The organism is Rhizobium bangladeshense, assembly GCF_001662075.1.
GTDB lineage: Bacteria > Pseudomonadota > Alphaproteobacteria > Rhizobiales > Rhizobiaceae > Rhizobium > Rhizobium bangladeshense_B.
In genome coordinates, this window is the sequence record NZ_LYPL01000016.1 from 58599 (window position 1) to 84979 (window position 26381).

Here is a 26381-nt window from a genome sequence, read left to right on the forward strand (position 1 = left end):
TCATCCTGTTCTAGGGCCGCGGCAGTCCGTCCAGGCTTTGCTTTGCTCTTTCCGCCAACCAGGCGGCCTTTTGTCCTTCGGCAATCTGGATGGCGCGTGTCAGGTCTCGTCTGATCGATGAAAGCGGCTCGTTCAGATCGCCCCTCAGTTGGGCGCTGAGGCGGTAGAGTTCGGCAAGCCAGAACGATTGGCCGCTGCTGCGCCCGACATTGATCGCATTCTGGACGGTCGCCAGGGCTTCGGCGGACCGGCCGCGCTGCCGCAGCACCTGCGCATGCATGTCGCTGTGCATGGAAAAATTGTCGTCGGTCCCCAATTGCTGCTGGAGAGCCAGGCCGCCGGCAAAACGCTCTTCGCCGCCGGCTGCGGACGAGGTCATCAGCTCCGCCCAGCCGCAATACATGTTGGCCCGCGCCTGGCTTGCCGCCAGCCCGTGCCGCTCGGCGAGCGAGAGCATCCGTTCGCCGAGCGCATGGACGTCGTCATAGCGGCCCTGGCAGCGGGCAAGCACCATGGCGTAATAGAGCGCATGCACCATGCTGCCGGCGTGATCGGTGGCGCTTGCCCATTCCAGGCATTGTCCGATCGCATGTTCGCTCGCCTCGGCTTCGTCGAGCAACAGGTAGGAAAGGGCGCTCTCGCCGAGGCCGCAGACCTTGGCGTCATGGCCGCCGAAGAAGGCCCGATTGCGCACCGCGCTTTCCGGATCGTAGAGCGCGAGGCCCTTGGCGACACAGTCGAGACAAAAGCCGTGCTCGCCGGCATGGAAGCTCGTCGCCCAGCCGCAGTGATAGGATTGAAGCCGCGTCTCCCGATCCTCGACGGCTTGCATGTCGCTGATGAGAATGCGCGCGCGTGACTGCTGGGTCAGAATGTTGGGGGCGGTGAACCACCATCCCCAATAGATCGGGAAATGTTTGACGCGCATGGCCGAGGGCTGTTTGCGCAGAAGCTGCATGGCGCGGGCATAGACCCGCCGCGCGCTCTCCGATCCCTCGCCTTCGAGCGCGCTTGCGACGACGCCTTGAAGTTCGAACAGGCTGAGCGCGAGTTCGGGGCGGTCGGGGTGGCGCCGGGAAAGGCTGGCGACCGCCTCGGCACAGAGTTCGAGCGAGACGTTTGCCTCCTGCATTGCCGAGCGAAGCACGCTTGCTTCGGCCGCCGCCAGGGCAAATCGGGCGGCCGCGTCATGCAGGCCTGCCTCGGCACATTGCCAGGCTGCGATTGCCGCCGGCAGGCTGGGCTTTCCTTCGCCGATCAGGAGATCGGCGATCCGCCGGTGGATGCGACGCCGGTCGCTCTTGAGAAGGCTGCTATAGGCCGCTTCCTGCGCCAGCACGTGCCGGAACTGATAGGAGCCGTGCGAGGTGGTCGAACGCTCGATGATGCCTTGCGACAGAAGCTGCTCGATATCGACGTCGACGCTGCGGCGGCTGACCCCTTCGAGGAGATAGGTGAGCAGCGAGATGCTGAATTCGCGGCCGATGACGCTGGCAAATTGCGCCGCCCGGCGTGCCGAACCGGTCGCAGCGAGCCTGGCCGACAGCAGATCGTTGAGCGAGGTGACGCCGCCTTCCCTGAGCAGTCCTTTCCATTCCGCGAGTGACTTGCCCAAGGGCTGCCTGCGGAAGAAGCTGGCCAGTTCTTCCGCATAGAGCGGCATGCCGTCGCATTGGTCGAGAATGAAGTCCGACAGGCCGGGCGGGGGATGCTCCCGCCAGATCGAGGCGACGAGATCGCGAACCGCCGCCGCGGTCAGCCCCGGCAATTCGATCTCGCTGGCAACCGCGAGAGATCGTCGGATTCTCGATGTCTGAATGACCAGGATCGGAAGCCCGGCCGCAAGCGATCCCAGCCTGTCGATCAACTCCAGCGTCATGTCGTCGGCCCAGTGCACGTCCTCGAAGATGAGGAGCGTCGGCAGACCGGCGGCCTTGCAGGTCAGAATGTCGGCGGCGGCCTCGATGACCTTCCGTCGGAAGGCGCGGCCGGAGAGATCGGAGACGCGGATATTGCGCGACGTCGCCGGAGAACGCTCGGCGGTGAATGCGAGGATGGTGTCGGCGACGGATGCATCGAGCTCTCGGCCGGAGGCTTGAAGAGCCCGCATGAAGGCGTCGTTGTCGCCATCCTTCAGGACCGAGGATTCGGCGACCAGCCTCTCGAGAAACGAAACGAATGGATGCAGCGGCTGGCTCTCCAGGCGCCTGCCGCATTGGAAGACCACGGTCTCATGCGCGCTCTGCCGCAGGCTTTCGGCGAATTCGCCGACCAGCCTGGATTTGCCGATGCCGGCCTCGCCGACGACGGCGATCAGACTTCCCTTGCCGCCGAGGGCCGAATTCCAGGCGCTGGACAGGGCGGCAAGCTCCTTTTCCCGGCCGCGGATCGGCCTGTCCGCGCCCTGGGACGGCGATGGCTCGGCGGTCGATTGATCGCGCTCCTGCGGGCGCCAGAGCGCAACCGGATGTTCGAAGCCTTTGAGCCTTGCCTCCCGCACCAGGCTGTAATCGAATTTCTGCCGGGTGAGCTGGACGGTCGAATCGGCGACAAGGACGGAATTGGGGTCGGCCTCGGCTTGCAGCCGGGCCGCCAGAACCGGCGCCGTGCCGACGATCTCATCGCCTTGCGTGGAGAAGACGACGAGCCCGGTGGCAACCCCGATCCGCAGCCGGAACGGCCGGCGCGCCTTGGCCTTGGCCTGGGTCTTGGTCTCGGCGCCGGCCGCGACGCGCAGCAGTTCCAGAGAAGCGCGCACCGCGCTTTCAGCGGCATCCTCGGACTGTTCGGGATAGCCGAAGAAGCAGCAACCGCCATCGCCGAGCCGCTGATGAAGAAATCCCCCGTGTTTCCTGATGATCGCTTCGGCGCTCTGATGTAACGCCGAGACCGACCGGAAGAATTTCTCCGGCTCGCTGCGCAACAAGAGCTCGGTGGAGCCGACAATGTCATAGAAAAGGGCAGTGACTTGTCGCCGCTCACCTGTAAACCGAATTCGTGCGTCGAGGGTTTTCATAGCGGGCGCCCAACACCACTGAAGCCATGCTCAGGACATCCGATTTAATGCCTGCGTGCAAGCTTTTCGTGCGGTGCTGCTAATATATTCTACTGTTCGCTTGCGGTTCAGACAGTTTCAGCCATCACCGTACGTTCGCCGGTGCCGCGGGCGATTGTTATGCCACCAAGCAGGTTGCGCAGATCCGCCGCGATCCTGTTGGCGATGATGCCGAGCGTCAGGCCGCCCGATATCGCCAGCAGATGAAAGAGCGGAGCCGGCAGCAGGCCGGCTGCCTCGGGCATCAGCAGTTCCGGCACGAAACGGTGCAGCAGGTAGGTGGGAAAGGCCGAGACGGCGATCAGCGTCACCAGACGCCCCAGCCGCACCGGCAGGTGAATGCGCGGCAGATAGAGCAGGGCAAGAAGTGCGGCGTAGATCGTCAGATATTTGACCGTCGTTCCGATCCAGAGCGTTTCCCAGAAGGCGAGATAACCGAGCACGGCGGCGGCAATCGCCGTCAGGATGATCCGCTGCGCCTTGTTGCCGGCGAGGCCCGCGCACCAGCCGAACAGGCCGAGATGCAGGCCCCAGTAGAGGGTGAAAATCTGCCGCCCCCCGATATCGAAGACGAAGGGCAGGGAAAACCGCGCCGTCACCGCCAGCCCCAGCAGCGCCAGCGAGAAGGCAAAGGGCCGCGCCCGCGCCAATCGGCGCACATCAGGCACGGCAAACACCAGCGAGAAGACGAGAAGCGTCTGCGCATAGGTTTCGATGAACCAGTAGAGATAGGGAAGCATCTCGTGGCGCTCCGGCTCGGCATAGCCGAAATTGCCGGTCAGCGTCACCGAGGCCCAGGGAATGGTGCGCCAGGCGAGCCCATAGGCGGCGACGATGAGAAAATAGGGAATGAGGACATTGATCGCCGGCCGCAGCGCATGGCGGAAATTGCCGGCGAGGAAATGGCCGGACTGGAAGCGCGCCAGGCTGAAGCCGACGAGGAGAAGCATCACGCCCGATCCGCCGGGAATGGGCCACAGCATCTCGTGATGGGTGACGACGAGCAGGATGGCGATCGCCCTCAGGACCAGGTCGGTCGGCAGCGCCCTTACATGGGGGATATCGGTTCGTGCTACCTGCCGGCCGATATCGAGCTCGGCGATCGCCGTCCGTTCCCAGCCTTCCGGCAGCTCGATGCCAAGCCTGTCGAGCTCCATCGTCAATTGCAGGAAACGCAGCGAATCGCCGCCGAGCGACACGAAGCTGTCGTTGCGGCTGACGCTATGGGGGTAGAAGACGCGCGCATAGGCATCGAGCACGCTGACCGCCGCCGCGCGGCTCGTCTGGCGCGCCGCCAGCATTTCCTCGCTGAGGCCGGCATAATCGATCTTGCCGGAAGCAAACCTCGGAAGCTCGCTCCGCGCCCGGACGCAAACCAGGTTCGCCGGAAGATGGCTCGCCTCGACGAGTATATCAAGCGCCCGGTCGGCCTCGGGCGCTTGGGTGACATAGGCCTGCAGACCGTAATCGTCACCGACGACGGCAGCCGCGATCCCCCTTTCGGCGAGAACCTGTTCCATGATGTCGAAGCCGATCCGGAGCCCCGCAACCTTGGCGAAGCGGCTCTTGCGGCCGACGATCCGGAAGTAACCGTCCGCGTCGCGCATGGCGATGTCGCCTGTGTGCAAAGCTTCGACCTCGGCCCCCCGCTGCAGGTCGGCGCGATCGGCGCCATAACCCATCATCACGTTCGGACCGGCATAGATGAGCTCGCCGGCAATGTCAGGCCGGTCGAGCGGATGCCCGTCATCGTCGACGAGGCTGAGGCTGCCGCCGGGAATGGCAATGCCGATCCGCTCCTCATTGTCGCCCACGCTTTCCGGCGGCACGAAGGCCATGCGGGCGGCTGCCTCGGTCTGGCCGTACATGACGAAGAAGCGGCCGCCCCTGGCGCGCATATGGTCGCGGTAGAGGCGGATGAGCTCGGGCGCCAGGCGCCCGCCGGCCACCGTCATGAAGCGCAGCGCCTTGAACTCGTGGTCTCGGAAGCGCGTCCTTTCCATCAGCTCGTAGGAATAGGGCACGCCGGAAAGATTGGTGCAGCCGCTTTCGCCGAGCAGCCGTGCAAACTCCTCGCTCACCACGGAAACGCCGGGAATGAAGATGCTGCCGCCGGCAACGAGATGCGAATGGAGGACGGAGAGGCCGTAGGAATAGTGAAGCGGCAGGACGAGGGCCGTTCTGTCGGCAGGGGAGAGCTCGAGATAGTCAGCAATCGAGCGCGCATTGGCATCAAGATTGGCGTGGGAAAGGCGCACGGCCTTCGCGCGCCCGGAACTGCCTGATGTCATCAGCAGCAGGGCGAGATCCGGGTGCAGCGGCGCGCCGCCTTGCCCAGGCCTTGTTTCCTCGACAAGCCGCCAGCGGTCGCCGGCCGGGCGGTAGGTGAAATCAGGCTGAAAGGTTGACAGAAACTCTTGCCACAGCCTGTCGTCGCAGGGCGGCAGCATGGCCACGGCATGGCCGGCACGCAGCGCGCCGAGATATGCGACGATCACATGTTCCGAAATATCGGCCGAGATCGCGACGAGCCGCTTTTGCCCCCGTCCCAGCTGCGCGGCAAAGCGCAGCGTCCGGGCGTCGAGCTCGGCATAGGAGAGCGTCCGACCGTCGGCGAAGATAAGGGCTGGGCGCTGATCGGCGCGAGCGATTTCAGAAAACAGGCCGGCGGGGATCATGCTGACGCTTCGAATGGCAGAAAACTGGCCGAAGCGCGTATAATCCTTGATAATCACAGTCAACTAATTTTCGGCTGCATACCCGATGCGGCGAACAATTTTGAGCGCGGCCGCGGGAAAGCGGCCTCGCGCTCTCAAGACGGCCGTTAGGCCGGTTTGCCATTGTTGGAACAACCGTCCGCGATGAAATCGACAATGCCGCCAGTGAGCGGTATTGCAGCTCGTCTTTCACCCAATGACAGTTGTTTCCCTCCGATCACAAACCTGCCGGGCGTCAGGTGAGTTTAGCAAGGATATCGTCGACGACATTTGGAACGCTATTCGCCGTGTCGATATGAATGCCGGCGGGAAGATATTCCCGGCTACGATGGTGGCGGAGGACCAGGGCCCGCTCGGCCGGCTCGAAGCCCGGCTCGTTCGGCCGCCCATCCAGTCGTCGGTTCAACGTCTCGACGTCGATGTCGAGCACGAAGACCTGATCGAACAGCTCGAGGAATTTGTGGAAATTGCGCGAACCGCCACAAAAGAACGTGGCAGGATGGGTGGTGTCGGCAGCGATCGCTCGGACCTTGTCGACAGGCCAGATCCAGTGGGCGTAGCCCCAGGCAATGCGGTCTGCGCCCTCGGGCGGTCCTGCGAGCGCCTGGCCCGTCTCGGGGTCGCCGACATAGGCCAGAACGCGGTCACCATGGACGACATGGTAGCCCCGCCGCTCCAGTTCGGTCGCGACTGACGTCTTTCCCGTGCCCGAGCCGCCTTCGATCAGATAGTTCTTGATGCCCATGGGCCGGTCTTATCACGGCCTCCAATCCTGTGAGAAGGCATGTGGCCGCTTCCTGATCGGGCATTCATCACCCGTCATTCTGCGATGCCGGCCTTGCGTAACCCCTCGATGGCGAGCTCGAAATCGGCGGGGTTCTTGAAGGGCAGGACTTTGCGGCGGTATTCCAGGGAGAAGTCGGGATTGACGCGCAGCACCTCCTGCCACGTCGCCCGAGCCTCTTCGAAACGGCCGAGCTGTCCGTAACAGGCGGCCAGAAGCGCGCGCGAGACATCGGTGCCGGGATTGCGGCTCACGCGCTGCAGCAACAGGTCGACGGCCTCTTCGTATCGTCGCAGCTGGAACCAGGCCCAGGCCTGGAAGTGGAGAACGACAGCCGGAAAATACGGGTTCAGGACCCTTGCCCGGTCGAAGCAGGCGAGTGCCTCCTCGGACCGGCCCGAATAGAGCAGTGCCTCGCCGAGGCTGACCTGCCCTTCGGCGAAGTTCGGGTTGAGGAGGATCGCACGCTCGGCCTCGCCGATCGCTTTATCGTGCTGTCGTGAGTAGAGCCTGACCACGCTCAGGGCCCAGTGCGCCACGGGATCGCTGTCATCGCGCGCGACCGCCAGCATTGCGGTCTCTTCGGCCTGCTCGATCGAGCGCTGCGGCGAGGCGCTCCACCGGTTCAGGTAGTCGAGCCCGTGGGTCAGGGCGAGGTAAGCGTGTGCCGAGGCGAAGTTCGGGTCCAGTTCGATGGCCCGTTGCAGGAGCTCGCGGGCGTCGCTGTTCGTCTGCTTCGTCAGCCGGTGCCACAGATCCCGGGCGCGCAGGAAGCAGTCATAGGCCTCGGGATGCCCGGTCTGCCCCGGCGCCAGCCTTTTGCGATCGCCCTCCGTCAGGTTGACCGCCAGTGCCTCGACGATCTGCTGGGTGACATCGTCCTGGACCGCGAATATGTCTGTCAGGTCGCGATCGAACCGCTCCGCCCATAGATGACCGCCGGTGGTCGCGTCGATGAGCTGCGCGGTGATGCGGACCCTGTTCCCCGATTTGCGCACGCTGCCCTCAAGGACATGCCGCACGCCGAGCTTGGTGCCCACCTCCTGCACATGGACGTTCTTGCCTTTGAACGTGAACGACGAATTGCGTGCGATGACGAAGAGCTGCGACAGCTTCGATAGCGCCGTGATGATGTCTTCCGAGATGCCGTCGGCGAAATAGTCCTGTTCGGCGTCCCCGCTCATGTTGACGAAGGGCAGGACGGCGATCGACAGCTTCGGCGGCGCCGCCGCCGGTTGGCCCGTCGCGGTGTCCGGGGGCGCGGCTGCCTTGGTGCGGGCGCTGCCGACCTGCAGCGAATAGACCCGGATCGGCTCGGCGATGTTCTTGAGTTGGGTGTCGCCGAGATCGCTGACCGAGAGGTCGAGCCTCGCCTTGACCTGGCGATAGGCATCCTCGGACAGGCAGATCGCGCCCGCCGCCGCGACTCCTTCCAGGCGGGAGGCGATGTTGACACCGTCGCCCATCAGATCGCCGTCGCTTTCCTCGACGACGTCGCCCAGATGGATGCCGATCCGAAACTCGATGCGACGGTCCTGCGGCACGCCGTCATTGCGCTCCACCATGCCGTTTTGCACCTCGATGGCGCAGCGCACGGCGTCGACCACGCTGCGGAACTCGACCAGCGCCCCATCGCCGGTTCGCTTCACCACCCGGCCATGATGCACGGCGATCGTCGGATCGATGAGATCACTGCGCAGTGCCCGCAACCGCGCCAGGATGCGCTCCTCATCGGCACCGGCAAGCCTGCTGTACCCGACCACATCGGCGGCCAGGATCGCAGCCAGCTTTCGGATCTCGCTCATGGCGCCGTCTCCTCGCTTTCAAGATAGCAGGGAGGCAGGGGGCGAGAAAGAAGTTTTAGCCGCTGCTCAGGGCGATATCGGTTGCGGTCGAGGTGGATGCAGCGACGTTGGAGCCCGACGCTGACTATGTGCAACTTTAACGGGCGCACAGGCGAATTGTTAATGCCCGGCTGTTAACACCGTCATCATTATCAATGACGGATTGAGACATGCCGCTAAAAACCGATTTTAAATCTCCGGGCTCAAAGCTTGATCGTATGACCCTTGGCGTGTTGGCGGGACTCGTTATCTTCGCGGTCGGACCATCGGCGCCTCTGGCGCAGGATGCAGCCATTGCGCCGATCAAGACAAGTGCCGGAACCGTCGGCGAACGCGTGCAAGCCGTCGCCGAGACGCTGGTGCAGACGTTCGATTTCGGCGCGGATCTAAGCCCAAAAACTCTGATCAAGACGTTGCCGGGTGACTGGGTGACGTTGTCTCCGGAGTCTTCTCAAGCTATGTCTGCAAGCGGCCTAAAGAAGTGGTGCGCGTTCAACGGCATCAATCTCAAGCAGCCCGATTCACGCTATCCGATCTTTGACGGTCGGATGGGCCGGGAGGGCAGCTCCAGGCGATTTGAATTGCGTTTGTCCGTTGGGGCAGCCATGTATTGGATCTCCAATGTTCAGGACGAGATGCATGTTCTCGGCTATGACAACTCCGAAGCCACAGATGTAGTCAAGACTCGGCGCGGTCTGGTCATCCGAAACAGCGTTCAGCGGGGCGAGGCCGTTCCGATAAATGATGATGTGGTCGCCTTCATCAATCCAGCCAGCCCCGCCAAGCCGACTTTTCTTGTGCGATGCCCGGGTGAGCCTGAAGACACGGCCAGGAGCGAGCGAAATATCCGAACTGTAAACACGATTGCAAAGACGATGGCGCAAAAGGCCGCATTTTTGTCATATGGCGCGGATGGATCTGTTCCCTTTGTTAGCAAGATGCAGGGCAGTTGGACATTGGTCGACGAACTCGCACGATCCGGCGTGCAAAACAAAACGGTTGCCGACCTATGCCATATCCGCCGCGTCGAAATGCGGGCAGACCATGAGCCGCTGCCGATCCTCACCGCGCATGTCGCTGACACCTCTTCTGAGGGGGATCGGCAAGCGCCGGCATCTCACGATGAATTCGAGTTGCGGCTCGCCGGTGACGGTGAGCTGTTGCGGGTGGCCCTGCATGATCCGGTGGCCGACGTGAAACAAGATCCCGAACGCTTCCGCGTTCCAGCCGCCGAGAATGATGGCGTGGGGGCCAAACGCCGCCAGCAGTCAGCCATCGCGTGGTATCGCCAAGCGACATTATCCCTAGCATTGCCGGTCACGCTTGTTCCGATCGACGATGACACGCTTATCGAAACTCCGAAGTACCCGTGGAGCCAGACTCCCTCCTACGACAGCGGGCCTGCGGACTTCAAACGTTATTGGCTGCGATGCCCTAAAAGCTGACCTACTACAATATGCCAGCTTCGCCCCATTTCACTCGTTAAGTCGCTTCGGCAATTTATGCCGTCGTCACCACGTAGGCCCTCGCCTCGAGATTTGGGAATTCCTCGAAGTGAGGGGCACCTCCAATGGTATGTTATAACGCTGACGAACAATCGACCTTGTCCAACGCCGATCCGAATTCACACAAGGGATAAATATGGTAAACAGTCATTCGATCTTAACTTCGGCGAAGGTTGCTCTTGATGAGTTGAGCGTGGCCGATCTACAGGTCGACGCAGTATATGTAGGAACACGCACAGATGGTGCTCCTGCCGATCCACTCAATGCGCTATTGAAGGTCGCCAATCAAGGCGGTTTTCGCTATCGCGGTGAGGCTCGGAAGAAGTTGGAGTTGCTTGTTCTCAAGACAAGCATGGACGATTCGGACTGGCCGGATGAACTTGATCCGGAAACGGGCATATTCACGTATTACGGGGACAACAAGGACCCTGGGGTTGACCTTCATGACACTAAAAAGTTCGGCAACCTTATTCTTCGCACCATCTTCGAGGACTCTCGCGCTGGAGAGGGCGGCCGTCAGCTTGTGCCCCCGATCTTCCTGTTTGCCAGAGCGGGAACTTCGCGCGCACTGAGATTTTTGGGTTTGGCAGTGCCCGGCGCCAGTGATCTCGACGCTTCCGAGGAGCTCGTCGCAATCTGGCGCAGTACCAAAGGTCAGCGCTTTCAGAACTACAGAGCACGCTTTACCGTCCTGGATGCTGCCCGAATGTCGCGAGCATGGATCGACAGCATCATCGCTGGGAAGCCGGACCATTCTCTCGCGCCAGAGGCATGGCAACTCTGGAGGAAGACCGGGAAACGCAAGGCGCTGGTAGCACCGAGAACGCTGGAGTATCGAAGCCCGGCCGAACAACTTCCGGCTGATAGTCCGAGCTCGGCGATCGTCGAAGCAATTCGTCACCACTTCATCGGTCGCGAGCATGCGTTCGAGCGTTGTGCCGCTGCACTGGCGCAAATGATGATCCCTCAGATTGCCGCGCTGGATCTGACGCGTCCCACGCGGGACGGAGGGCGCGATGGTATCGGGCAGTTGCGCGTAGGGTCGGGGCCAAGCGGGATTCTGGTCGACTTTGCTCTGGAGGCGAAGTGCTATTCCATCACGACGGGTGTCGGGGCCAAGGACATGTCGCGCCTGATTTCGCGGCTGAGGCACCGGCAGTTCGGCGTCATTGTCACAACGTCATACGTCACGCCGCAGATCTATGAAGAGATCAAGGAAGATCAACATCCCATCGTGGTGATTGCTGCGCGCGATATAGTCGAGCTGCTCAGGCGCAACGGACGCGGCAGCATGGAAGCCGTTCGGACATGGCTGAATGAGGAGTTCCCTGCCGACGAGGAGGCTCAGGCCTGATCGGCCTCAGCCTCCACTGCCACCAGACCGGCTTTGACGAGTCCGGATCTTTCAACAGCAATGACTGCTTCCAATGCAGGCTTTGCCTGCTTTGCAGTCGGCTTGCGCTGCCAGCCGCCTGCAGCATAGCCTGCGATCGTGCGACAGATGCCAGCGACAGTCCAGTGGATGGTGTTGGTCTGCTGTCCGCGCTCCGCGACTTCCAGCCAGATCGCTGCAGGGATTTTCATGCAGCGGGCGATACGATCGTAGTCTGCGACTGTGTGAGTGCCGTTCGGGATCATCGGTCCGCTGGTGCCGGCCGAGCCGCCTGCGGTCGAATACGACAGTTCGGGAGGGAGCGGATCAGACAGCTCGGGGAGTTTTTCCTGAATGTCCTTCCAACAATCTGCCTTCTTGTACCATTCGCTGGGGTTTTTCTGACCGGCAGACTCGCGCAGGAGGGCATCTAGTTTCGGTGCCCAGTCAGCGATGAGTTGCTCGAGTTCGGGGCTGATCGCCTGCTTTGACCACAGGCGGTCGAAGTCGACGCGTCCGCCGCTGCTATGTGAGATGCCCGCCATGACATAGGCGGTGATCTGAGAACCGTACGCGGGGAACTTCATGCTTTTGATCTTCTTCTCGGCGGCGCGATAGAGGACCGCAATCGCGATCAGGCGCTTGAACCAGTTCTGGTCCGGCGGGGGGATCGGCGCATCCTTGAGCCGCTGCATGAATATCTGAAAGTTCTTCTGTCCACCGAGGCAGACTTTGTCAGGCAGGCTCTCCCAGGCGCTGATATAGCGCGCGACATCGAGCTTGCTGAGGCGGCGCTGTTTCGGAGTCTGCTGACGGAAGACTTTGGTATCCGAGACCTTGTAGGCGGCCTTCTGTTCGGCTGCGAGGTAGGAGCCGCGAGCACGTTCGTAGAACCAGCGGCCTTTGCCGTCATCGAGCCAAGTCGTGTTGGCGAGGGTTTCGATTTGCTGATGGAAAGGATCATTAGCGGAGAAGTCCGCAAGCTGGACGGTGTTCTGACGGTTGGCAGCGCGAGAGATGGAGGACACCATTTCGCTCAGGTCAGCGCCACCAACCTTGATGATCTTCACGGGCACGGCCACATGTTCGAGGCTGAGCGAATCCTTGCGACGGGCGCGATGCAGCGAGGCAGTGGTCTGACCGCCATTGACGATCTGAAGGCCCTTTAAGGAGCGCATTTCAATGCCGCCTGCGGGGTTGTGTACGACATCAAGATCATCGACCGTAGCGACGATGCCGTTGTTGAATGCCAGGAACATTGATGGCTTATCCGCGATCGTCCGGCGAAGCTCGGCATTGACGCTCTTACGGCCCTGCAGGCCGAGGAATGCGCGGACATTCAGCTCAAGGAGCCGGACGCCGTAGCGTTCATAGACCTGCGAGAGGACTTCTCCGGGCAGGACGGCCAAGTAAGCGTCGTATTCGTCATTCTGCGCGGGTACATGCAGGCACGGCAGAGCCTTGCCGGCAAGAGCCACGAGGTCGACGGAGATATCGGCGCGGGTTTCGCCTTCGCCGAGGACGCGGAAGAGGCGGACGACATCGTAGGCCTCGAACTCGACCGGCTTTTTCCGCCATTCGGCCGGCGGCGTGATGTTGCCGACGATACCGTCGGTGAGCAGGACGATGCGGATGGCCGAAAGGCTCTTTGCCTCGTCCTCGATGAGACGGGCAAGGTCGCTCGCGTCGGTGTTTGATGGTTCCAGGAGCGACGCCAGGCCGTCGACGCAGGCGCTGGCAAAGCGAAGGGCTCGTTCGAGTGCACGAGTGACATCAGCGGCGGGCAGTTTGCCGGCAGGAAGGTCGCCGGAATAGATGGTGGTGAAGAGGTCCAGGCGGGCGCGCGCTTCGTCGTAGGTAAATCCGTCGATACGGTAGCTCGTATTGCGGATAGGGCCTTCCTGATACACTGGGAAGGTGCCGTCGAACTGGCCTGCCTCTTCAAGGCGTTCTAGCATCAGGCGGGTGAAGACATTGGCCGAAAACGGTTCCTCGGTCGAAAGCCCTTCTTCCACTTCAGCGACAAGGTCCTGATGAAACTCTGTAAGTGCGTCGTCGCTCATGAACGATCTCCTCGAATGAACGCTTCAAGAGCAGTCGCCGTGTCTGTCGAGAAGGCGGACAGGGCGCGGACATCGAGCGTATAGGTGGCGTCAGTAATTGCTACGGGAAGGGCGGCGCGGAGCAGGCGCGGGAAACCGTCTGCGACGGAGTAACAGTCCATGCTGCGCATCTGGACGCGAGGCGCGTTTCTAGCCGCGTCATCGTCGGGTAGAAGGCCTCGGCGGAGAACTGCATTGTCGAACTGAGGAACGCCGCCCGGAATCATGCCCCGGATTGAGGTAAGAATGTCGCCAAGTGTTCGGCCATCTGGTGCTTCGATGAGCTTGACGTGGATGAGGTCAAGTCGGCGCAGGCCGGTGGTGTCGAGCTGATCCAGGCGCGAGATGGTGATTGAGGGTGAGGGCCCGAGGCCGGTCTTTATTTCAAAGGCATGACCTCGCGAATGGAAGTCATGGAGGCCGTCTTCAGGGGCTTCCCAGCTGGGCACCAGATTGGGATCCGCACCGAGGGTCCTTTCGAGGACCAGGAGTTCTCCGATGAGGCCGATGATGTCAGATCGGGAAAGTCCGTCCTGCCGGTCGCGGAGAAACCGTCTCCAGGCACCCAGGCGATCCAGGAAACGGTCGAGTGCTCTGGCTCGATCTGATGCGGCGGCCTCGACGAGATCGGCACACAACTTGACGAAGAGGTCGCGGCGCTTGGTATCTTCCAGGGAGAGGACGAGGAGGGGGCCCAGGCCGTCCGGAACTGTTACGAGGCGCACGCCCCCTAGTTCGAAGAGAGCGTCTGCAGCGAGGGGCGTGGACAGGAGGAGGCATGGCGCATTGTCGGCAGCCCTCATGCCGGCAGAGATTTCAAGCGGCAGGTTGCCGGCGAGAACCTTGCTCCGATACTCGCGCGAAATCGGGGCTGTTTGCGTTAGCTCGTCCCATGCTTCGGTGAGGAGAGTGACCCAACTGGTCATTGCTCCTCCTTCTGCGCGACGCTATTGATGCGGTAGATGCGATCATCAGCGAGATCGCTGTTCGGGAAGCTGACGACGACACCGATTACAGGCCTGTCGGTCTTCTCGACCAGCGCCTTGTCCGGGTCTATCGGGTAGATGATCAGGAGCCCGTTCTGAGGTCGGGCGCCACGTGCCTTGCGGATAAACTCGCCTGAGGGGACGTCAGTGGCCGGTTTTTTGCGACTTGCACGCTCGGCATTTGTGAGAGCCAACGCCTCGGCGAATTCTGCATCTGTGAGGTCGATTGCCTGATCAAGAGGGCTTAGAGCGGTGCCGATGATGAAGCGTTCCGTGGACGCCAGGACACCATTCTCATCGGTTCTTGGCGTACGGAGAACGCAGTTTCGCTTGACGTCACCGATGGTCACAGGCTTTTCACGGCCGGTTGCGAGGAAGACGCCCCAGTCGGTGAGTTCGTTCAGTTCGAGCTGGTCAGTAATGTAGGTCGCGAGCTTTCCGCCATTCACCTGGATGCTTTCAGGAGGGAACGTCAGGTTGCGCAGGTACTCCGCGACCTGGCGGCCAGGAACGCCGCTCCAGAGAGTGCCCATGGCCTTGGTTCTGTCCGGGCCGGGTCGTGTCGGGTTGTCGGTTCCCTGACCGAGGCTGCAGATGAAGTCGTCCGTGACGTTGGCGTTCTGATCGATTGTCGTCTTGTCGCGGAACATGACGGTCTGGACCTTGCCTTCACCGGCGTAGCTGCTGCGGCGGAGGGCAGTGTGACGTTGCTTATCTCTGGACGTAATTTCGAGGACGTCGTGAACCTGGACTTTCAGGCCGAACTGCTTGGGCGTGGCCTTAGTGACAAACATCTCATAGAACTGAGCACGCAGTTCATTCTGCACCGTCGCCATGTAACGGAACCAGTCCTCCATGTCATCAGTCGTGTGAAGGCGGCAGAGATCGGCAAAACCGCGGCGATAGCCGAACCAGCGTCCCATCTGCAGAAGGCTGTCATACTGACGGGAAATACGCAGGAAGTAGCTCACTGAGAGGCCTTCGAGCGTGAGGCCTCGGGAGAGTTTGTCGCCACCGATAGCGATGAGCGAGCGGCCTGTCTCCTTGAAGGAGTCGTAGTCGATGTCGCTCTTGACCTTTCCGTTGGCGGTCATCACTTCGATCTTGTCGGAGGAGTCAGCCAGTTTTTCCAGGACCTGCTGCCAAGTCACCGGGGTGATGTTCCGGCCGAAGACTGTGGGGAGAACTGCTTCGGTTGTGGGCAGGAAGTCGCTCTCCCACATGCTCTGGAGGCGTTCCAGGGTTTCACGGTCTCCATTGGAGATCATGGAGCGGGTTTCCCGGAGATGCTTCTCTACCTGCCGGTGAACCTCATTGTGGACGTCTACAAAGCGTGAGACGTGGACCAGCATGGATTTGTGTTCGCGCTCCTGACCTCGCGCGGCGCGCGCGGCGCAGCTGATGAGGAAGGAGTCTATTGCCTCTTCAAGGCTGGGCGGGATGATGTCCCGCCCGTTGAAACGCGGCTGGTACGTCTTGTCGTGCTTTTCCGAGATCCAGTTTTCCTTAGTCTGTTCGAGCGGGCGAACCAGGGGAATGCCGGGGTTATCTGCTTCGTCGTTTGTGCCAAAGACACCGGCTGGACCGAAGTAGTCATCGGGAGGAGTGAGCTGTACGATAAACGCGGCCGGGAACAGATCGTCACCGAAGCCTTCTGCACGGCGATCATCGTGGATGAAGATGTTGGCAAACGGTGTTGCGGTGTAGCCCACATAGACGCGACGGTCGAACTTCATCAGCAGCTTGCGGATTTCTCCGTTGACACGCTTGGGCTCGTAGTCCTCGTCAAAAGTGCCGTCTTCGAGCAGCGGCTGATCCTTGGTATCGACCGAGGCCTGATCAGCTTCGTCATCAATGATGAGGGCGGGAGCTGCACGGGACGCGGCTGACCTGCGCGCGATCCAGTTGTTCAGATTTTCGAGGACCTTGGCGTTCTTCTTGACGACGAGGACGCAAGGCTGACTCACGGGCGAGAAATTGGCCTTTTCGGCGATCACTTGGCTGAAGTCTCCCTTCAGCGAAGCATTGGTGACACTGTCGACGCTAAGCATGGTATTGAATTCGCCGACACCGATCACGGGCATGGGCTGGCCGGGCACGATGTTCTTAGGATTTGTATCGTAGCCCAGGAAGTCGCTGTCGAAGCGCTTCTGCGTCTGCAGACGCAGGATATTATGCATGCCGGCGAGGATGATGATGATGCGATATCCAGCGTCAGCCGCGCGGTTGACGACGCCGGCATAGCTGGCCGTCTTGCCTGACTGAACATCACCAACAACAAGGCCGCGCCAGTCCCAGCTGCCTGGTCGTTCCGGGTTCTCCATCGATTCCAGGATTTTGGCCGTGGTTTCCTCAAGCTCCTCGATGGATTCCTGGGGCCAGCTAGCTTCCTGCAGCTTCTCCAGATAGCGCTGCATGAAGGGGCCAGGCTTACGGCGGTCGCCGACGTACCATTGTGCGGGACGGGCACCTTCGGTGTTGCGCAGAACAAGGGCAGGCCCCTGTTCGGTGACAAAGATGGTCAGCAGCAGGCGTGTCGCTGCTTCAATCTGCTCTGGCGTGATTGTCTGGCCTGTGGTGAGGCTGAAGATGGGCGCATCGAGCTCTATGATCTTGGCGATCGCTTCGCGGTCAATGACGGCGCCAGCTTCTTTCTGCCGTTTCAGAATCTTGCGCGCTCTGAAAGCGAGGTCTTCCATTATTTCAGCCATCATTTCCCCACAAGTCGTCGTGTCAGTTCAGTTTTGAGATTCGCCAGGTCTCCTGGAAGGTTGACGAGAAGCAGGTCGATGCGCTCCTGAAGGGGGAGCGATGCGGGCAGTGTGCGGCTCAGTTCTTCGAGCTGATCTGCGAGTTTCGCGGTTTCATCGTCATCCAGAACGGGGACTTCGGCGCCTTCGGATTCTGAAACATCTAGCCAGATGCGCTCGACAGGAACGCTGCGCTCGATGATCGAGAGAACTGCGTTGAGCGGACGAAGTCCGCCGGCTGCCTCACGACAGGCGACGATGACCGGATGATCACGGTTGATGCGGTACTGCGTGCCGTTGGGGCCGGGGCTTGCCAGCCAGACCGAAAGGGCTTCGCGTGACGCCCCGCGGATGCGAGGGCCTTGTCCCCGAAACGCGAAGACCTCGCGGGCTTCCTGTCTACAGTGTCCGGCGATGGCAGTAAGGCGTGTCCGGAGCGTACCAGGCGGGCGGGCCTGTGATTTGCGCACATCGATGCGCCAGTCGCGGTCCATGCCGGTCGGCAGGTCCACCTGTATACGTGCCAGCCGGCTGGCCTCGTCGCGCGTCCACGTTCGAGCGCCACCTAATCCGAGCCAGCTCCCTGCAACGAGCAGCCGCTTGCCGCGGTAGACGTAGAAGCCTTGGCGCGCGCCCCAGCCACCTGGGCCGCCTGCGGCCTCGTGCTCCGTATCGTTGGCGAAACGATCCCGGTGCGGAAGGACATAGGATTTCACATTGAAAGAGGAGCCGGCATGCCGGATTCTCTCGACCGGCATGGCAATGGTCGCGGGATGCTGTGACTGGAACGGGTCCCAGGCTTTAACAGCGCGACCGTTGAGAGCGATAGCTAGGCGATCGGCGTCACCGCTGATGAAGCGGTGAAAAACCATGCCGAGATGGGCGCGGATTTCTTCCAGGCGAAGATAGAAGGCTTCCTTTGCGAGGCCTGAAAGCCCGCTCAGCTCGTCGATGTTTTCCCAGAGGACCACGGTCCCGGCGGAAAGGGTGAGGAGTTTCGCGACGAAGGGATGGTCGGGTAACGGATCGGGCACAGTGGCAATCCAGCCACGAGCGGCGATGACCGCGGCATCCATCATTATGGAGGTAGTCGTATCTTCCATTCGGGAGACGACGGTCAGGCGGCTGCTTTGGGAAAGGGAGGCCGTCTTGAGACCTAGGCCGAAGCGGCCTAGGTCGTTCTCGCTGCGATCGGCATCGGGGCCGTCGCCGCCGAGCTGCATGGCTTCTGCGAGGCGCTTTTCACCCAAACCGCGGCCATTGTCGAAGATGGCTGCGAATGGATCACCGTCATTCCACTGGAGATCGATTTCGACGGTGGTGGCACCGGCGGTAATGCTGTTGTCGATGAGATCGGCAATCGCGGTTTCAGGGGAATAGCCCAGTCCCCTGAGTGAATTGATCAGTGCGGATGCCTTCGGCGGGATGTCGATAGTGCGTTCCGGGGCCATGTCAGGCGACCTGCCGATCAGCTGCCTCTTTTTCGCGGGACGTTCCGGCGAGCTGGCCCTTCAGCACCTTGGCGACTGCGAGGCCCAGGAGTGGCGGGACAGCATTCCCGATCTGGCGGAAGGCGGCGTTCATCGCGCCGGCAAAGGTGAAGCCATCCGGAAATGACTGCAAGCGCGCGGCCTCACGTACGGAGACGGTCCGCTTCTGTGCGCTGTCGTAATGGATGTGCGAATACGTATCCTTGCCCATGTGAGCAGTCAGTGTCCGCGACGGCTTGGACGGATCGAGCTTCCACCACTTGTTCGGGAACTTGTCCGGATCGTAGGGCGGCACCATGCTGGCGCGGAGCTCCTGATATGCATTCGAGTTCTTGTGCATCTTCGTCATGCGCCGCGTTATCAGCTCCTCCTCGAAGAGCTTTTCGGCAAGTGCGCGGGCCTGCGGATAGTCGGCACCGTGCTTCAGCTCCGCGAAAATCGGGAAGTCTCTGGGCGTGAGGCGGACAAGGTGACCGTCTGTGCCGTCCTCGGTCTCGAAGCCGGGCCAAGTGCGCATGGTAGTGGCATAGGCCGAAAGGCTGCCTTCGAGCTTGCGATAGGGAAGCATGTCGCGAAGCTTGCGTTTGCGGATGACAGACGGGTCGGTTGTGTGCTCCTTGATCAGTGGGAGGTCCTCCAGAGCGTCTTTGACGCCGACAGCACCCTCGAGCTTTTTGTGAGGCACCGGGATCGGGTGGAAGTGAAGGCTGTCTTCCTTCACGTGCTTTAGCGCCACGCGACGCGATCCCTCGTAGCCCTTTGGGAGATCAAGGAAGTGAATTGGCGCAGGGAAGGCGGGCTCTTCGTCGAGTTCATTGGCGATCGCCACGATGAACAGCCGCTCGCGTATCTGCGGCACACCAAAGTAGGCAGCATTAAGAATAGTGTATCCTGTGCGGTACCCGGCAAGACCGAGTGTTTCACAGATTTCTTCAGGAACGTTGTGACCGCCGTAATTCAGAATGTCCGGGACGTTTTCGATGAGGATGACGAGTGGCTGCGTGTCTTCCACGTACTGGATAAAGCGACGATAGAGGGCAGCGCGAGGGTCCTTCTGGAATGCGTCTTCTTTACCTGCAACGGAACGCAGCTTGGAGCGGCCGATGCGTGCGAAGGCTTGGCATGGGAGTCCTGCTGCCAGCAGATCGAAAGAGTCTGAAGCAGCGGTACCGAGTTCAAGGTCTGCGACAAGCTGAGAGGCGGAGCAGCTTTCCATGTCGCGTGGGCGCGCCCATTCACTGTCAGGTCCGTGATCGCCACCGAAATTGAGGGCGTAGCTTGCGGCAGCTTCGGGATCGATTTCGATGTGGGCGGTAAGTTCGAAGCCGGCAGCCTTCAAGCCGAGGGACAGACCGCCGCAACCTGAGCAGATTTCAAGCGCGCGCGGTGTGGCACCGGAGTGCAGCCTCGCTACCTTATTTCGGCGTGTGAGCTGCCGTTCTTTGGACGTCATGGCCTGAGTACTTCCTTGAGCCTTATGCGCAGATCGTCTTCGTCGGCGGTCTCGCACTCCCAAAGGGTCACGACGCGCCAACCACGATGCTCAAGTTCCTCCCGCACGCGTTCATCACGTGCGATATTGTTCCTGAACTTTGTGGCCCAAAATTCAATGTTTGATTTAGGGGTATAGCAATATCGGCAGCCTTCGTGGCGGTGCCAGTAGCAACCGTGGACGAAAACCACAGTATTTTTCCTTGGGAACACCAGATCGGGAGAGCCTGGAAGGTCCTTACGGTGCAGACGGAAGCGGTACCCAAGGGCGTGGGCGGCCTTACGCACGGCCAGTTCAGGGCCCGTGTTTTTCCCCCGAATTCCGCTCATCATCCGCGAGCGTTGTTCGCGTGTAACTATATCCATGGGTGCCCCACTGGCGTTCAGGTGCCGATTCACTCTATATTACATTGTAATTTGCCAAGCACGAACGCATTTGTCGTGTGTCAGTTGAAGTGCGGGCACTGGTCCCGCTCTTATCCAGCGGTGAACGCTGGTCTATAGTCAGCAAGGAACGCCAAATACTCCTTTGCGCGGGGTCCATCTGCCTCAAATTAGACATTGCATCCGAGCCGGCAGCGACAGGCGAACTACCCCACCGCCCCAAAATCCGCCGCCAGCACCGCATCCTTCAGTGCCCTTGAATACTCATGCTGCGGATCATCCAACACCGCCCGCGCACGCCCCCGCTCGACGATCTCACCCTTGCGCATGATGATGATATTGTCGCTGACATAATAAGCCGTCGCCAGATCATGGGTGATGTAGATGATCGAGAGACCCAGCTCGTTTTTCAGCCGGCCGAAGAGGTTGACGATTGCCATGCGCAGCGAGGCGTCGACCATCGAGACCGGTTCGTCGGCCACCAGCAGGCGGGGCTCAGGGATCAGCGCGCGGGCGATGGCGACGCGCTGCAGCTGGCCGCCGGAGAGTTCGTGGGGAAAGCGGCCCTTCACCTCTTCCAGCGTCAGGCCGACGTGGTGGAGGGCGGTATCGGCCATCTTCTCCACCTCCCGTCGGTCCGGCCGCCTGCCGGAGGCGGAGAAGTTGCGGGCGGTCTCGAAGAGGTAGCGGTCCACCCGCTTCAGCGGGTTGAAGGCTTCGAAGGGGTTCTGCAGCACCGGCTGCACCTCCTTCATGAAGGCCTTGCGTTCGGCCCGGCTGTGGATCGCGACGGTTTTGCCGGCAAATTGCAGCTCGCCTTCGGTAGGCTCGGCCTGGCCGAGGATCATCGCCGCCACCGTCGATTTGCCCGAGCCGGATTCGCCGACGATCGAGAGGATCTCCGGCTCGTCGCCGATTTCGAAGCTGACATCCTTGACGGCGGTGATCAGCCGCCGGCCGAGCATGCCGCCCTGGCGGTAGATTTTCGTCACATGCGAGAGGCTAAGCAGAGTCAAACCTGATCCCCCGTAACCGCAAAACACGCCACCCGCCGCTCCGGCGCGACGGTGACCATGGGCGGAACCTTCTGTGAGCAGATCTCCATGCGCTTCGGGCAGCGCGGGTGAAAGCGGCAGCCCTCCGGCGGCATGGCAAGGTTCGGCGGCCGCCCCTCCAGCGAGGGCCGGGTGGTGGGGTCGCCGATCTTCGGCAGGCTGCCGACGAGGTGCTGGGTATAGGGATGGAGCGGCGCGCTGAAGAGCTTGGCGGTCGGCGCCTCCTCGACCAGCCGGCCGGCATAGACGATGCCGATGCGGTCGGAGACCGTCGCATGCACGCCCATGTCGTGGGTGACGAACAGGAAGGACGAGCCCATCTCGCGCTGGATGTCGCGGATCATCGACAGCACGTCGCGCTGCACGATGACGTCGAGCGCCGTCGTCGGCTCGTCGGCGATGATGAATTCCGGCGTCAGGATGGTGGCGAGCGCAATGGTCATGCGCTGGCGCATGCCGCCGGAGAGTTCGTGCGGATAGGCGTCGAGCAGCTGCGGATCGAGCTTCAGCCTCTGCAGGTGGGCGGCGACCTTTTCGAAAAAGATGCTCTTGCTCACCGTCATGTGGCGGAAGGCGAAATCGGTGAAGGAGTGGCGGATCCGGCGCACCGGATTGAGCACATTCATCGAGCCCTGCATGATGTAGGAGAGATGCTTCCAGCGCAGCGCCACGCGCTCCTCCGGCGTCATCGCATAGAGATCCTGCGTGCCGCCGCCGAAATGGAATTTGACGCTGCCGGAAACGACCCGGAGCGGCGGCCGGATGGCGCCGGCAATAGTCTTGATCAGCGTCGTCTTGCCGCTGCTCGATTCACCGGCGACGCCATAGACCTCGCCGCGGCGGATCGTCAGGCTGATGTCGTCGACGGCGCGCACCTCGCGATCGACGCCATAGAGGAAGGCGCGGTAATAGGCTTTCAAGTTGTCGATTTCGACCAGATTCTCCATGCTAACTTCCCATCCGGTTGAGCCGGCTGCGCGGATCATTGTATTCGTTCATCGACATGGAGAGCAGGAACAGCGCCAGGAAGAGAATGACGATGACGGCGACGGGGGCGGCCACCCACCACCATATGCCCGAGATCAGCGCCGAATGCGCATTGGCCCAGTAGATCATCATGCCCATGGTCGGCGTCTCGATATCGGTGAAGCCGAGCACCGAAAGCGTGATCTCCATGCCGATCGACCAGATCATGTTGTTCATCGTCGTGGCAAAGACGATCGGCAGCACATAGGGCAGGTGCTCCTCGACGAGGATCTTGCGCATCGTCATGCCGGAATAAACGCTCTGGGTGGTGAAGGGCCTGGTCTTCAGGCCGAGCGCCACCGAGCGGATGAGGCGCGCGTCATAAGACCAGCCGAGCGAGGCCATGATGACGATCAGCACGACCCAGGTCATGTTGTCCTTCAGCACGAAATAGAAAAGGATCAGCAGCGGAAATTGCGGGATCACCATGACGCTGTCGTTGATTGCCATCAGCACCCGGTCGACCGCGCCGCCGGCATAACCGGCGACCAGCCCGACCACCAGCGAGATGATGCGCGAGAGAAAGGCGACGCCGATGCCGAAGAACAGCGTGTTGCGCAGCGCCGTCGTCAGCTGCCAGAACACATCCTGGCCGCGTGAGGTCGTGCCCAGCCAATATTCGCCGTCGGGCGGCATATCGGGCGGCAGCAGATAGATGTCGGTCGCGCCATAGGGCGAGAAATACGACAGGATGACGAAGCCGACGATGACGGCAAAGAGCAGCAGGCCGCAGAGAAATTCCATATTCTGGCGGGCAAGGTCGCGGATGATGGTAAACATGGCCTATTCCACCTTGATGCGCGGATCGATCAGCGGGCTCAGCACGTCGATGATGAAGACGGCGGCGGCAACGCCGACGATCGAGAGCGCGCTGAGGCCGAGCACCAGGCTGTAGTCGCCGGCATGCACCGCTTCGATGAGCAGATTGCCGATGCCGGGATAGCCGAAGACGATTTCGGTGATGACGGTGCCGTTGAAGATCGCGCCGAGCGACATGGCAAGCCCGGTGAATTGCGGCACCATGGCGTTGCGGGCGATGTAGGAGCGCAGGATCTTTCCCTTCGGCACGCCGCCGAGCTCGGCGAAGACGACATAGTCGTCGGTGATGATGTTGGAAACCAGCGCCCGCATGCCGATCAGCCAGCTGCCGGCGCCGACCAGGATCAGCGACAGGGCGGGCAGGATCGAGTGTTTGAGGATATCGAGGACGAGCGCAAAGGAGAGGTCCAGATTGGCGTTCATCTCATAGCCGCCGTTGATCGGCAGCACCGGCCAGAGATAGCCGAACACGATGAGCAGCACGAAGGCGAGGATATAATAGGGAATGGGCAGCAGCGCGATGAAGACGAGGCTGACGGCCTTCAGCAGCATGTCCTTGCGGTAATAGCCGGCCAGCGCGCCGAGCGCATTGCCGAGCACGAAGGTGATCAGCGTCGAGACCGTCATCAGCCCGATCGTCCAGGGCAGCGACCGCAGGATGATTGTCGAAACGGGGGTCGGAAAGGCCGAGAGCGAGGGGCCGAGATCGCCGGTCGCCAGCCGCAGCCAGAAGTTCAGATATTGCTGCCAGATCGAGCCCTGCATGCCGTAGAGCTCGCGCAGCGACTGTCGCATCAGTTCGATCGCATTGGGATCGGACTGACCCATCTGGGTGATTGCGCCTATGCTTTCTTCGACCGGATCGATCGGGGTCAGGTGGGTGACGAAGAAGGTGATCGTCACGCCGAGGAAGACGACGAGCAGAAACTGACCGAACCGCTTCAGTACAAAGAGCAGATAGGGCGTCATAAGGCGAAAGTTCCTCTCTGGTTCCTTTCTGGAAAGGATCGACGAGCATGGGGCACATGCCCGTCGATGAGGGGGCCGGCGCGGTGGCTCGCGCGCCGGCGTTGGGAGGGTTATTGCGATTGAGCCGGCTTCAGCTTGACCATCATCAGCCTCGAGTTCGCCCAGTTCGGCACCGGATCCGTATAGGGGTCCTTGATGGTGGGATAACCGGTCCAATAGGTCGTATCCATCGAGGTGAAGACGTTATAGGACATCAGCGGGATCGTCGGCATTTCGCGGGCGACGAGCTTCAGATAATCCTTGCCGAGCTCGACACCCTTCGGATCGTCGGCACTGATGCCGCGGATGCTCTCGATGATCTTGTCGAGCTCCGGATTGGACCAGCGCTGCCAGTTGCGCGGCGGCTGGTTTTCACCCTTCTTCGCCACGAACTGCGAGTGCCAGCTTTCGAGGAAGAAGGAGAGGTCGGGATCGCCGCCCCAGGTTTCGACGCTCCAGGCGATCGCCACCTGGAAATCGCCGGGCTGCAGCGCCACCTGCCACAACTTCTCGGTGGGCACGGCCTTGGCGTCGATGCCGAAGGCGGCCCATTGCTGCGCGATCAGCGTGCCGGCGCGGGTGAAGACCGAGCGCGTGTCGCCCTCCACCGTTATCCGGATCTTGAAGGGCTGACCATCAGGGGTCATCCATTTGCCGCCGGATTTCTTGAAGCCGGCCTTCTCAAGCAGTTCGCCGGCGGCTTTCGGGTCCGGTTTCCACCAGCCATAACCGAAGGCACCGCTGATCGCTTCCGGATCGGTCGGGATCTGGTCCTTGAACTTCGGCTGCTTGCGCAGGATATCGGCGATCTGTTGCCCGATTGTCGGGTCGTAGGGCTTGATCTTGCTCTTGCCGGTATCGATCTCGAAATTCTTCAGCCAGTCCTGCATCGGCGCCTGATAGTCCTTCATCGTCGCCGCCGTCGGCGGCACGCCGAGTGCCGAAAGCGTCGCCGCACCGCGGTAGCTCGCCATGTCGACCGCCTTGATGTCGATCAGGAGGGCCAGCGCCCAGCGCACATCGGCCTTGTCGAAGGGGGGCTCCTGGGTGTTGAAGATGAGAGCCGGCAGTGTTGGGTCCGGGTGGGCGAAGGGGAAGCCCGGGAACCAGGTCTCGATCGTCTTCGACTTCTCCTTGAGGGTGAACATGCCCTCCGGCGTATTGTCGTGGATGATATCGAGATTGTGCTCGAGCTGGGCGATCGTCCGCTTATCCGGCGGGCCGGGATCGGTATAGGTCACATATTTCGGGGCAGGCTCGCCGAAGCGGGCAAGCGAGGTGCGCTGCCAGTCGTCGCGCTTCTCCCAGGTATACCATTTGCCCTGCGGGTCGTAGGCCTTCAGCTTGTAGGCGCCGAGCGAGACGGGATTGGCGAAATCATAACGCAGCGGATCCTCCACCTTCTCGAACACATGCTTCGGCATGATCCAGGCGCCGTTCCAGCGCACGGTGAAGATCGCGTGGAAACGCGAATTCGGCTTCTTCAGCTTGAAGACGACAGTCTGCGGATCGGTCGCCTCGACGCTTGCCACCTGTACGGTGAAGGCCGCACTCCAGACCATGCCGGGGTGGTCCATCTGCGTCTTGACGGTATAGACGACGTCGTCGGCGGTGAATTCCACGCCGTCGCTCCAGTAGAGCCCCTTGCGCAGTTTCACGGTCATTTCGGTGAAGTCGGCATTATATTGCGGCTTGTCGGCGGCGAGCGAATTGTCCCAGGCCGCGCCGCCAAGCCCCTGTTCGGGGTCGATATACCAGAGCGTATCCATGGTCAGCTGCTGCAGGCCGGTCGAGACCCCGCCGCCGCCATTGACCCAGATGTTGAACCAGCCGGGATTCTTGATCGTCCCTTCCGGATTTTCAACGATGAGCGTCTCCTTGCGCGGCAAGGAGGTGTAGTCTTGGGCTCCGGCCACCGCGGTCAGGCCGATTGTGGCCAGCACGAAGCCGAATGCAAACCTCTTCCACTTTTGCATGAACTCCTCCCTTGTAA

General features: G+C 61.4%; 17 protein-coding genes. 2 read left to right on the plus strand and 15 right to left on the minus strand.

Annotated elements, in window-relative coordinates; translation table 11 throughout:
* Positions 1-10 precede the first annotated feature (10 nt).
* The 4 genes from A7X77_RS25865 to A7X77_RS25880 all read right to left on the minus strand — a co-directional run bounded on the left by A7X77_RS25865 (position 11) and on the right by A7X77_RS25880 (position 8361).
* Positions 11-3016 (minus strand): ATP-binding protein, encoded by a 3006-nt coding sequence (locus A7X77_RS25865; protein ID WP_064685698.1) that lies wholly within the window; start codon positions 3014-3016, stop codon positions 11-13.
* A 107-nt stretch (positions 3017-3123) separates the two neighbouring features.
* Complete coding sequence (locus tag A7X77_RS25870; RefSeq protein WP_245293796.1) at positions 3124-5790, minus strand: AMP-binding protein; 2667 nt, start codon at positions 5788-5790, stop codon at positions 3124-3126.
* A gap of 217 nt (positions 5791-6007) precedes the next feature.
* Positions 6008-6517 carry a hypothetical protein gene (locus tag A7X77_RS25875; RefSeq protein ID WP_064685699.1) on the minus strand — a complete coding sequence of 170 codons (510 nt, stop codon included), beginning with the start codon at positions 6515-6517 and terminating at the stop codon, positions 6008-6010.
* A 74-nt stretch (positions 6518-6591) separates the two neighbouring features.
* Entirely contained in the window at positions 6592-8361 is a 1770-nt protein-coding gene (locus A7X77_RS25880; RefSeq protein ID WP_064685700.1) for an adenylate/guanylate cyclase domain-containing protein, read from the minus strand.
* Between the two features lie 209 nt (positions 8362-8570).
* On the opposite strand from A7X77_RS25880, the gene A7X77_RS25885 reads away from it, so the two are divergent.
* Together A7X77_RS25885 and A7X77_RS25890 are read left to right on the plus strand one after the other, a co-directional pair.
* Complete coding sequence (locus tag A7X77_RS25885; protein WP_156668158.1) at positions 8571-9845, plus strand: hypothetical protein; 1275 nt, start codon at positions 8571-8573, stop codon at positions 9843-9845.
* A gap of 196 nt (positions 9846-10041) precedes the next feature.
* Positions 10042-11259 (plus strand): restriction endonuclease, encoded by a 1218-nt coding sequence (locus A7X77_RS25890; RefSeq protein ID WP_064685702.1) that lies wholly within the window; start codon positions 10042-10044, stop codon positions 11257-11259.
* On the opposite strand, the gene A7X77_RS25895 is transcribed toward A7X77_RS25890, so the two are convergent.
* From A7X77_RS25895 to A7X77_RS25945, 11 genes are all read right to left on the minus strand, one after another.
* The gene (locus A7X77_RS25895) at positions 11250-13340 is read right to left on the minus strand and encodes an AIPR family protein (RefSeq protein ID WP_064685703.1); all 2091 of its coding nucleotides are present in this window, start codon (positions 13338-13340) and stop codon (positions 11250-11252) included. The two genes, A7X77_RS25890 and A7X77_RS25895, sit on opposite strands and share 10 nt — an antisense overlap.
* A complete protein-coding gene (locus A7X77_RS25900; RefSeq protein WP_064685704.1) occupies positions 13337-14305 on the minus strand; it encodes a PD-(D/E)XK motif protein in 969 nt (322 codons plus the stop codon). The genes A7X77_RS25895 and A7X77_RS25900 overlap by 4 nt, the downstream gene beginning before the upstream one ends.
* Positions 14302-17076: a Z1 domain-containing protein gene (locus tag A7X77_RS25905; RefSeq protein WP_197486895.1), complete on the minus strand. Its 2775-nt coding sequence runs from the start codon at positions 17074-17076 to the stop codon at positions 14302-14304. Before A7X77_RS25905 ends, A7X77_RS25900 begins: the two co-directional genes overlap by 4 nt.
* Entirely contained in the window at positions 17076-18566 is a 1491-nt protein-coding gene (locus A7X77_RS25910; RefSeq protein WP_064685706.1) for an ATP-binding protein, read from the minus strand. Before A7X77_RS25910 ends, A7X77_RS25905 begins: the two co-directional genes overlap by 1 nt.
* 1 nt (position 18567) lies before the next feature.
* Positions 18568-20058 carry a DNA cytosine methyltransferase gene (locus A7X77_RS25915; protein ID WP_064685707.1) on the minus strand — a complete coding sequence of 497 codons (1491 nt, stop codon included), beginning with the start codon at positions 20056-20058 and terminating at the stop codon, positions 18568-18570.
* Complete coding sequence (locus tag A7X77_RS25920) at positions 20055-20462, minus strand: very short patch repair endonuclease (RefSeq protein WP_064685708.1); 408 nt, start codon at positions 20460-20462, stop codon at positions 20055-20057. The genes A7X77_RS25915 and A7X77_RS25920 overlap by 4 nt, the downstream gene beginning before the upstream one ends.
* Before the next feature lie 224 nt (positions 20463-20686).
* Entirely contained in the window at positions 20687-21445 is a 759-nt protein-coding gene (locus A7X77_RS25925) for an ABC transporter ATP-binding protein (protein WP_064685787.1), read from the minus strand.
* 47 nt (positions 21446-21492) lie between these two features.
* Positions 21493-22482, minus strand: coding sequence for an ABC transporter ATP-binding protein (locus A7X77_RS25930; protein ID WP_064685709.1), 990 nt, complete (start codon positions 22480-22482; stop codon positions 21493-21495).
* Between the two features lies 1 nt (position 22483).
* Positions 22484-23341 carry an ABC transporter permease gene (locus A7X77_RS25935; protein WP_064685710.1) on the minus strand — a complete coding sequence of 286 codons (858 nt, stop codon included), beginning with the start codon at positions 23339-23341 and terminating at the stop codon, positions 22484-22486.
* 3 nt (positions 23342-23344) lie between these two features.
* The gene (locus tag A7X77_RS25940; RefSeq protein ID WP_064685711.1) at positions 23345-24349 is read right to left on the minus strand and encodes an ABC transporter permease; all 1005 of its coding nucleotides are present in this window, start codon (positions 24347-24349) and stop codon (positions 23345-23347) included.
* A 110-nt stretch (positions 24350-24459) separates the two neighbouring features.
* The gene (locus A7X77_RS25945) at positions 24460-26364 is read right to left on the minus strand and encodes an ABC transporter substrate-binding protein (protein ID WP_064685712.1); all 1905 of its coding nucleotides are present in this window, start codon (positions 26362-26364) and stop codon (positions 24460-24462) included.
* Between the last annotated feature and the right edge of the window lie 17 nt (positions 26365-26381).

Coding starts and splice junctions, on each gene's coding strand:
- A7X77_RS25865 (WP_064685698.1), bottom strand. CDS start 3,016: ATGAAAACCCTCGACGCACGAATTCGGTTTACAGGTGAGCGGCGACAA.
- A7X77_RS25875 (WP_064685699.1), bottom strand. CDS start 6,517: ATGGGCATCAAGAACTATCTGATCGAAGGCGGCTCGGGCACGGGAAAG.
- A7X77_RS25880 (WP_064685700.1), bottom strand. CDS start 8,361: ATGAGCGAGATCCGAAAGCTGGCTGCGATCCTGGCCGCCGATGTGGTC.
- A7X77_RS25885 (WP_156668158.1), top strand. CDS start 8,571: ATGCCGCTAAAAACCGATTTTAAATCTCCGGGCTCAAAGCTTGATCGT.
- A7X77_RS25890 (WP_064685702.1), top strand. CDS start 10,042: ATGGTAAACAGTCATTCGATCTTAACTTCGGCGAAGGTTGCTCTTGAT.
- A7X77_RS25895 (WP_064685703.1), bottom strand. CDS start 13,340: ATGAGCGACGACGCACTTACAGAGTTTCATCAGGACCTTGTCGCTGAA.
- A7X77_RS25900 (WP_064685704.1), bottom strand. CDS start 14,305: ATGACCAGTTGGGTCACTCTCCTCACCGAAGCATGGGACGAGCTAACG.
- A7X77_RS25905 (WP_197486895.1), bottom strand. CDS start 17,076: ATGGCTGAAATAATGGAAGACCTCGCTTTCAGAGCGCGCAAGATTCTG.
- A7X77_RS25910 (WP_064685706.1), bottom strand. CDS start 18,566: ATGGCCCCGGAACGCACTATCGACATCCCGCCGAAGGCATCCGCACTG.
- A7X77_RS25915 (WP_064685707.1), bottom strand. CDS start 20,058: ATGACGTCCAAAGAACGGCAGCTCACACGCCGAAATAAGGTAGCGAGG.
- A7X77_RS25920 (WP_064685708.1), bottom strand. CDS start 20,462: ATGGATATAGTTACACGCGAACAACGCTCGCGGATGATGAGCGGAATT.
- A7X77_RS25925 (WP_064685787.1), bottom strand. CDS start 21,445: ATGCTCGGCCGGCGGCTGATCACCGCCGTCAAGGATGTCAGCTTCGAA.
- A7X77_RS25930 (WP_064685709.1), bottom strand. CDS start 22,482: ATGGAGAATCTGGTCGAAATCGACAACTTGAAAGCCTATTACCGCGCC.
- A7X77_RS25935 (WP_064685710.1), bottom strand. CDS start 23,341: ATGTTTACCATCATCCGCGACCTTGCCCGCCAGAATATGGAATTTCTC.
- A7X77_RS25940 (WP_064685711.1), bottom strand. CDS start 24,349: ATGACGCCCTATCTGCTCTTTGTACTGAAGCGGTTCGGTCAGTTTCTG.
- A7X77_RS25945 (WP_064685712.1), bottom strand. CDS start 26,364: ATGCAAAAGTGGAAGAGGTTTGCATTCGGCTTCGTGCTGGCCACAATC.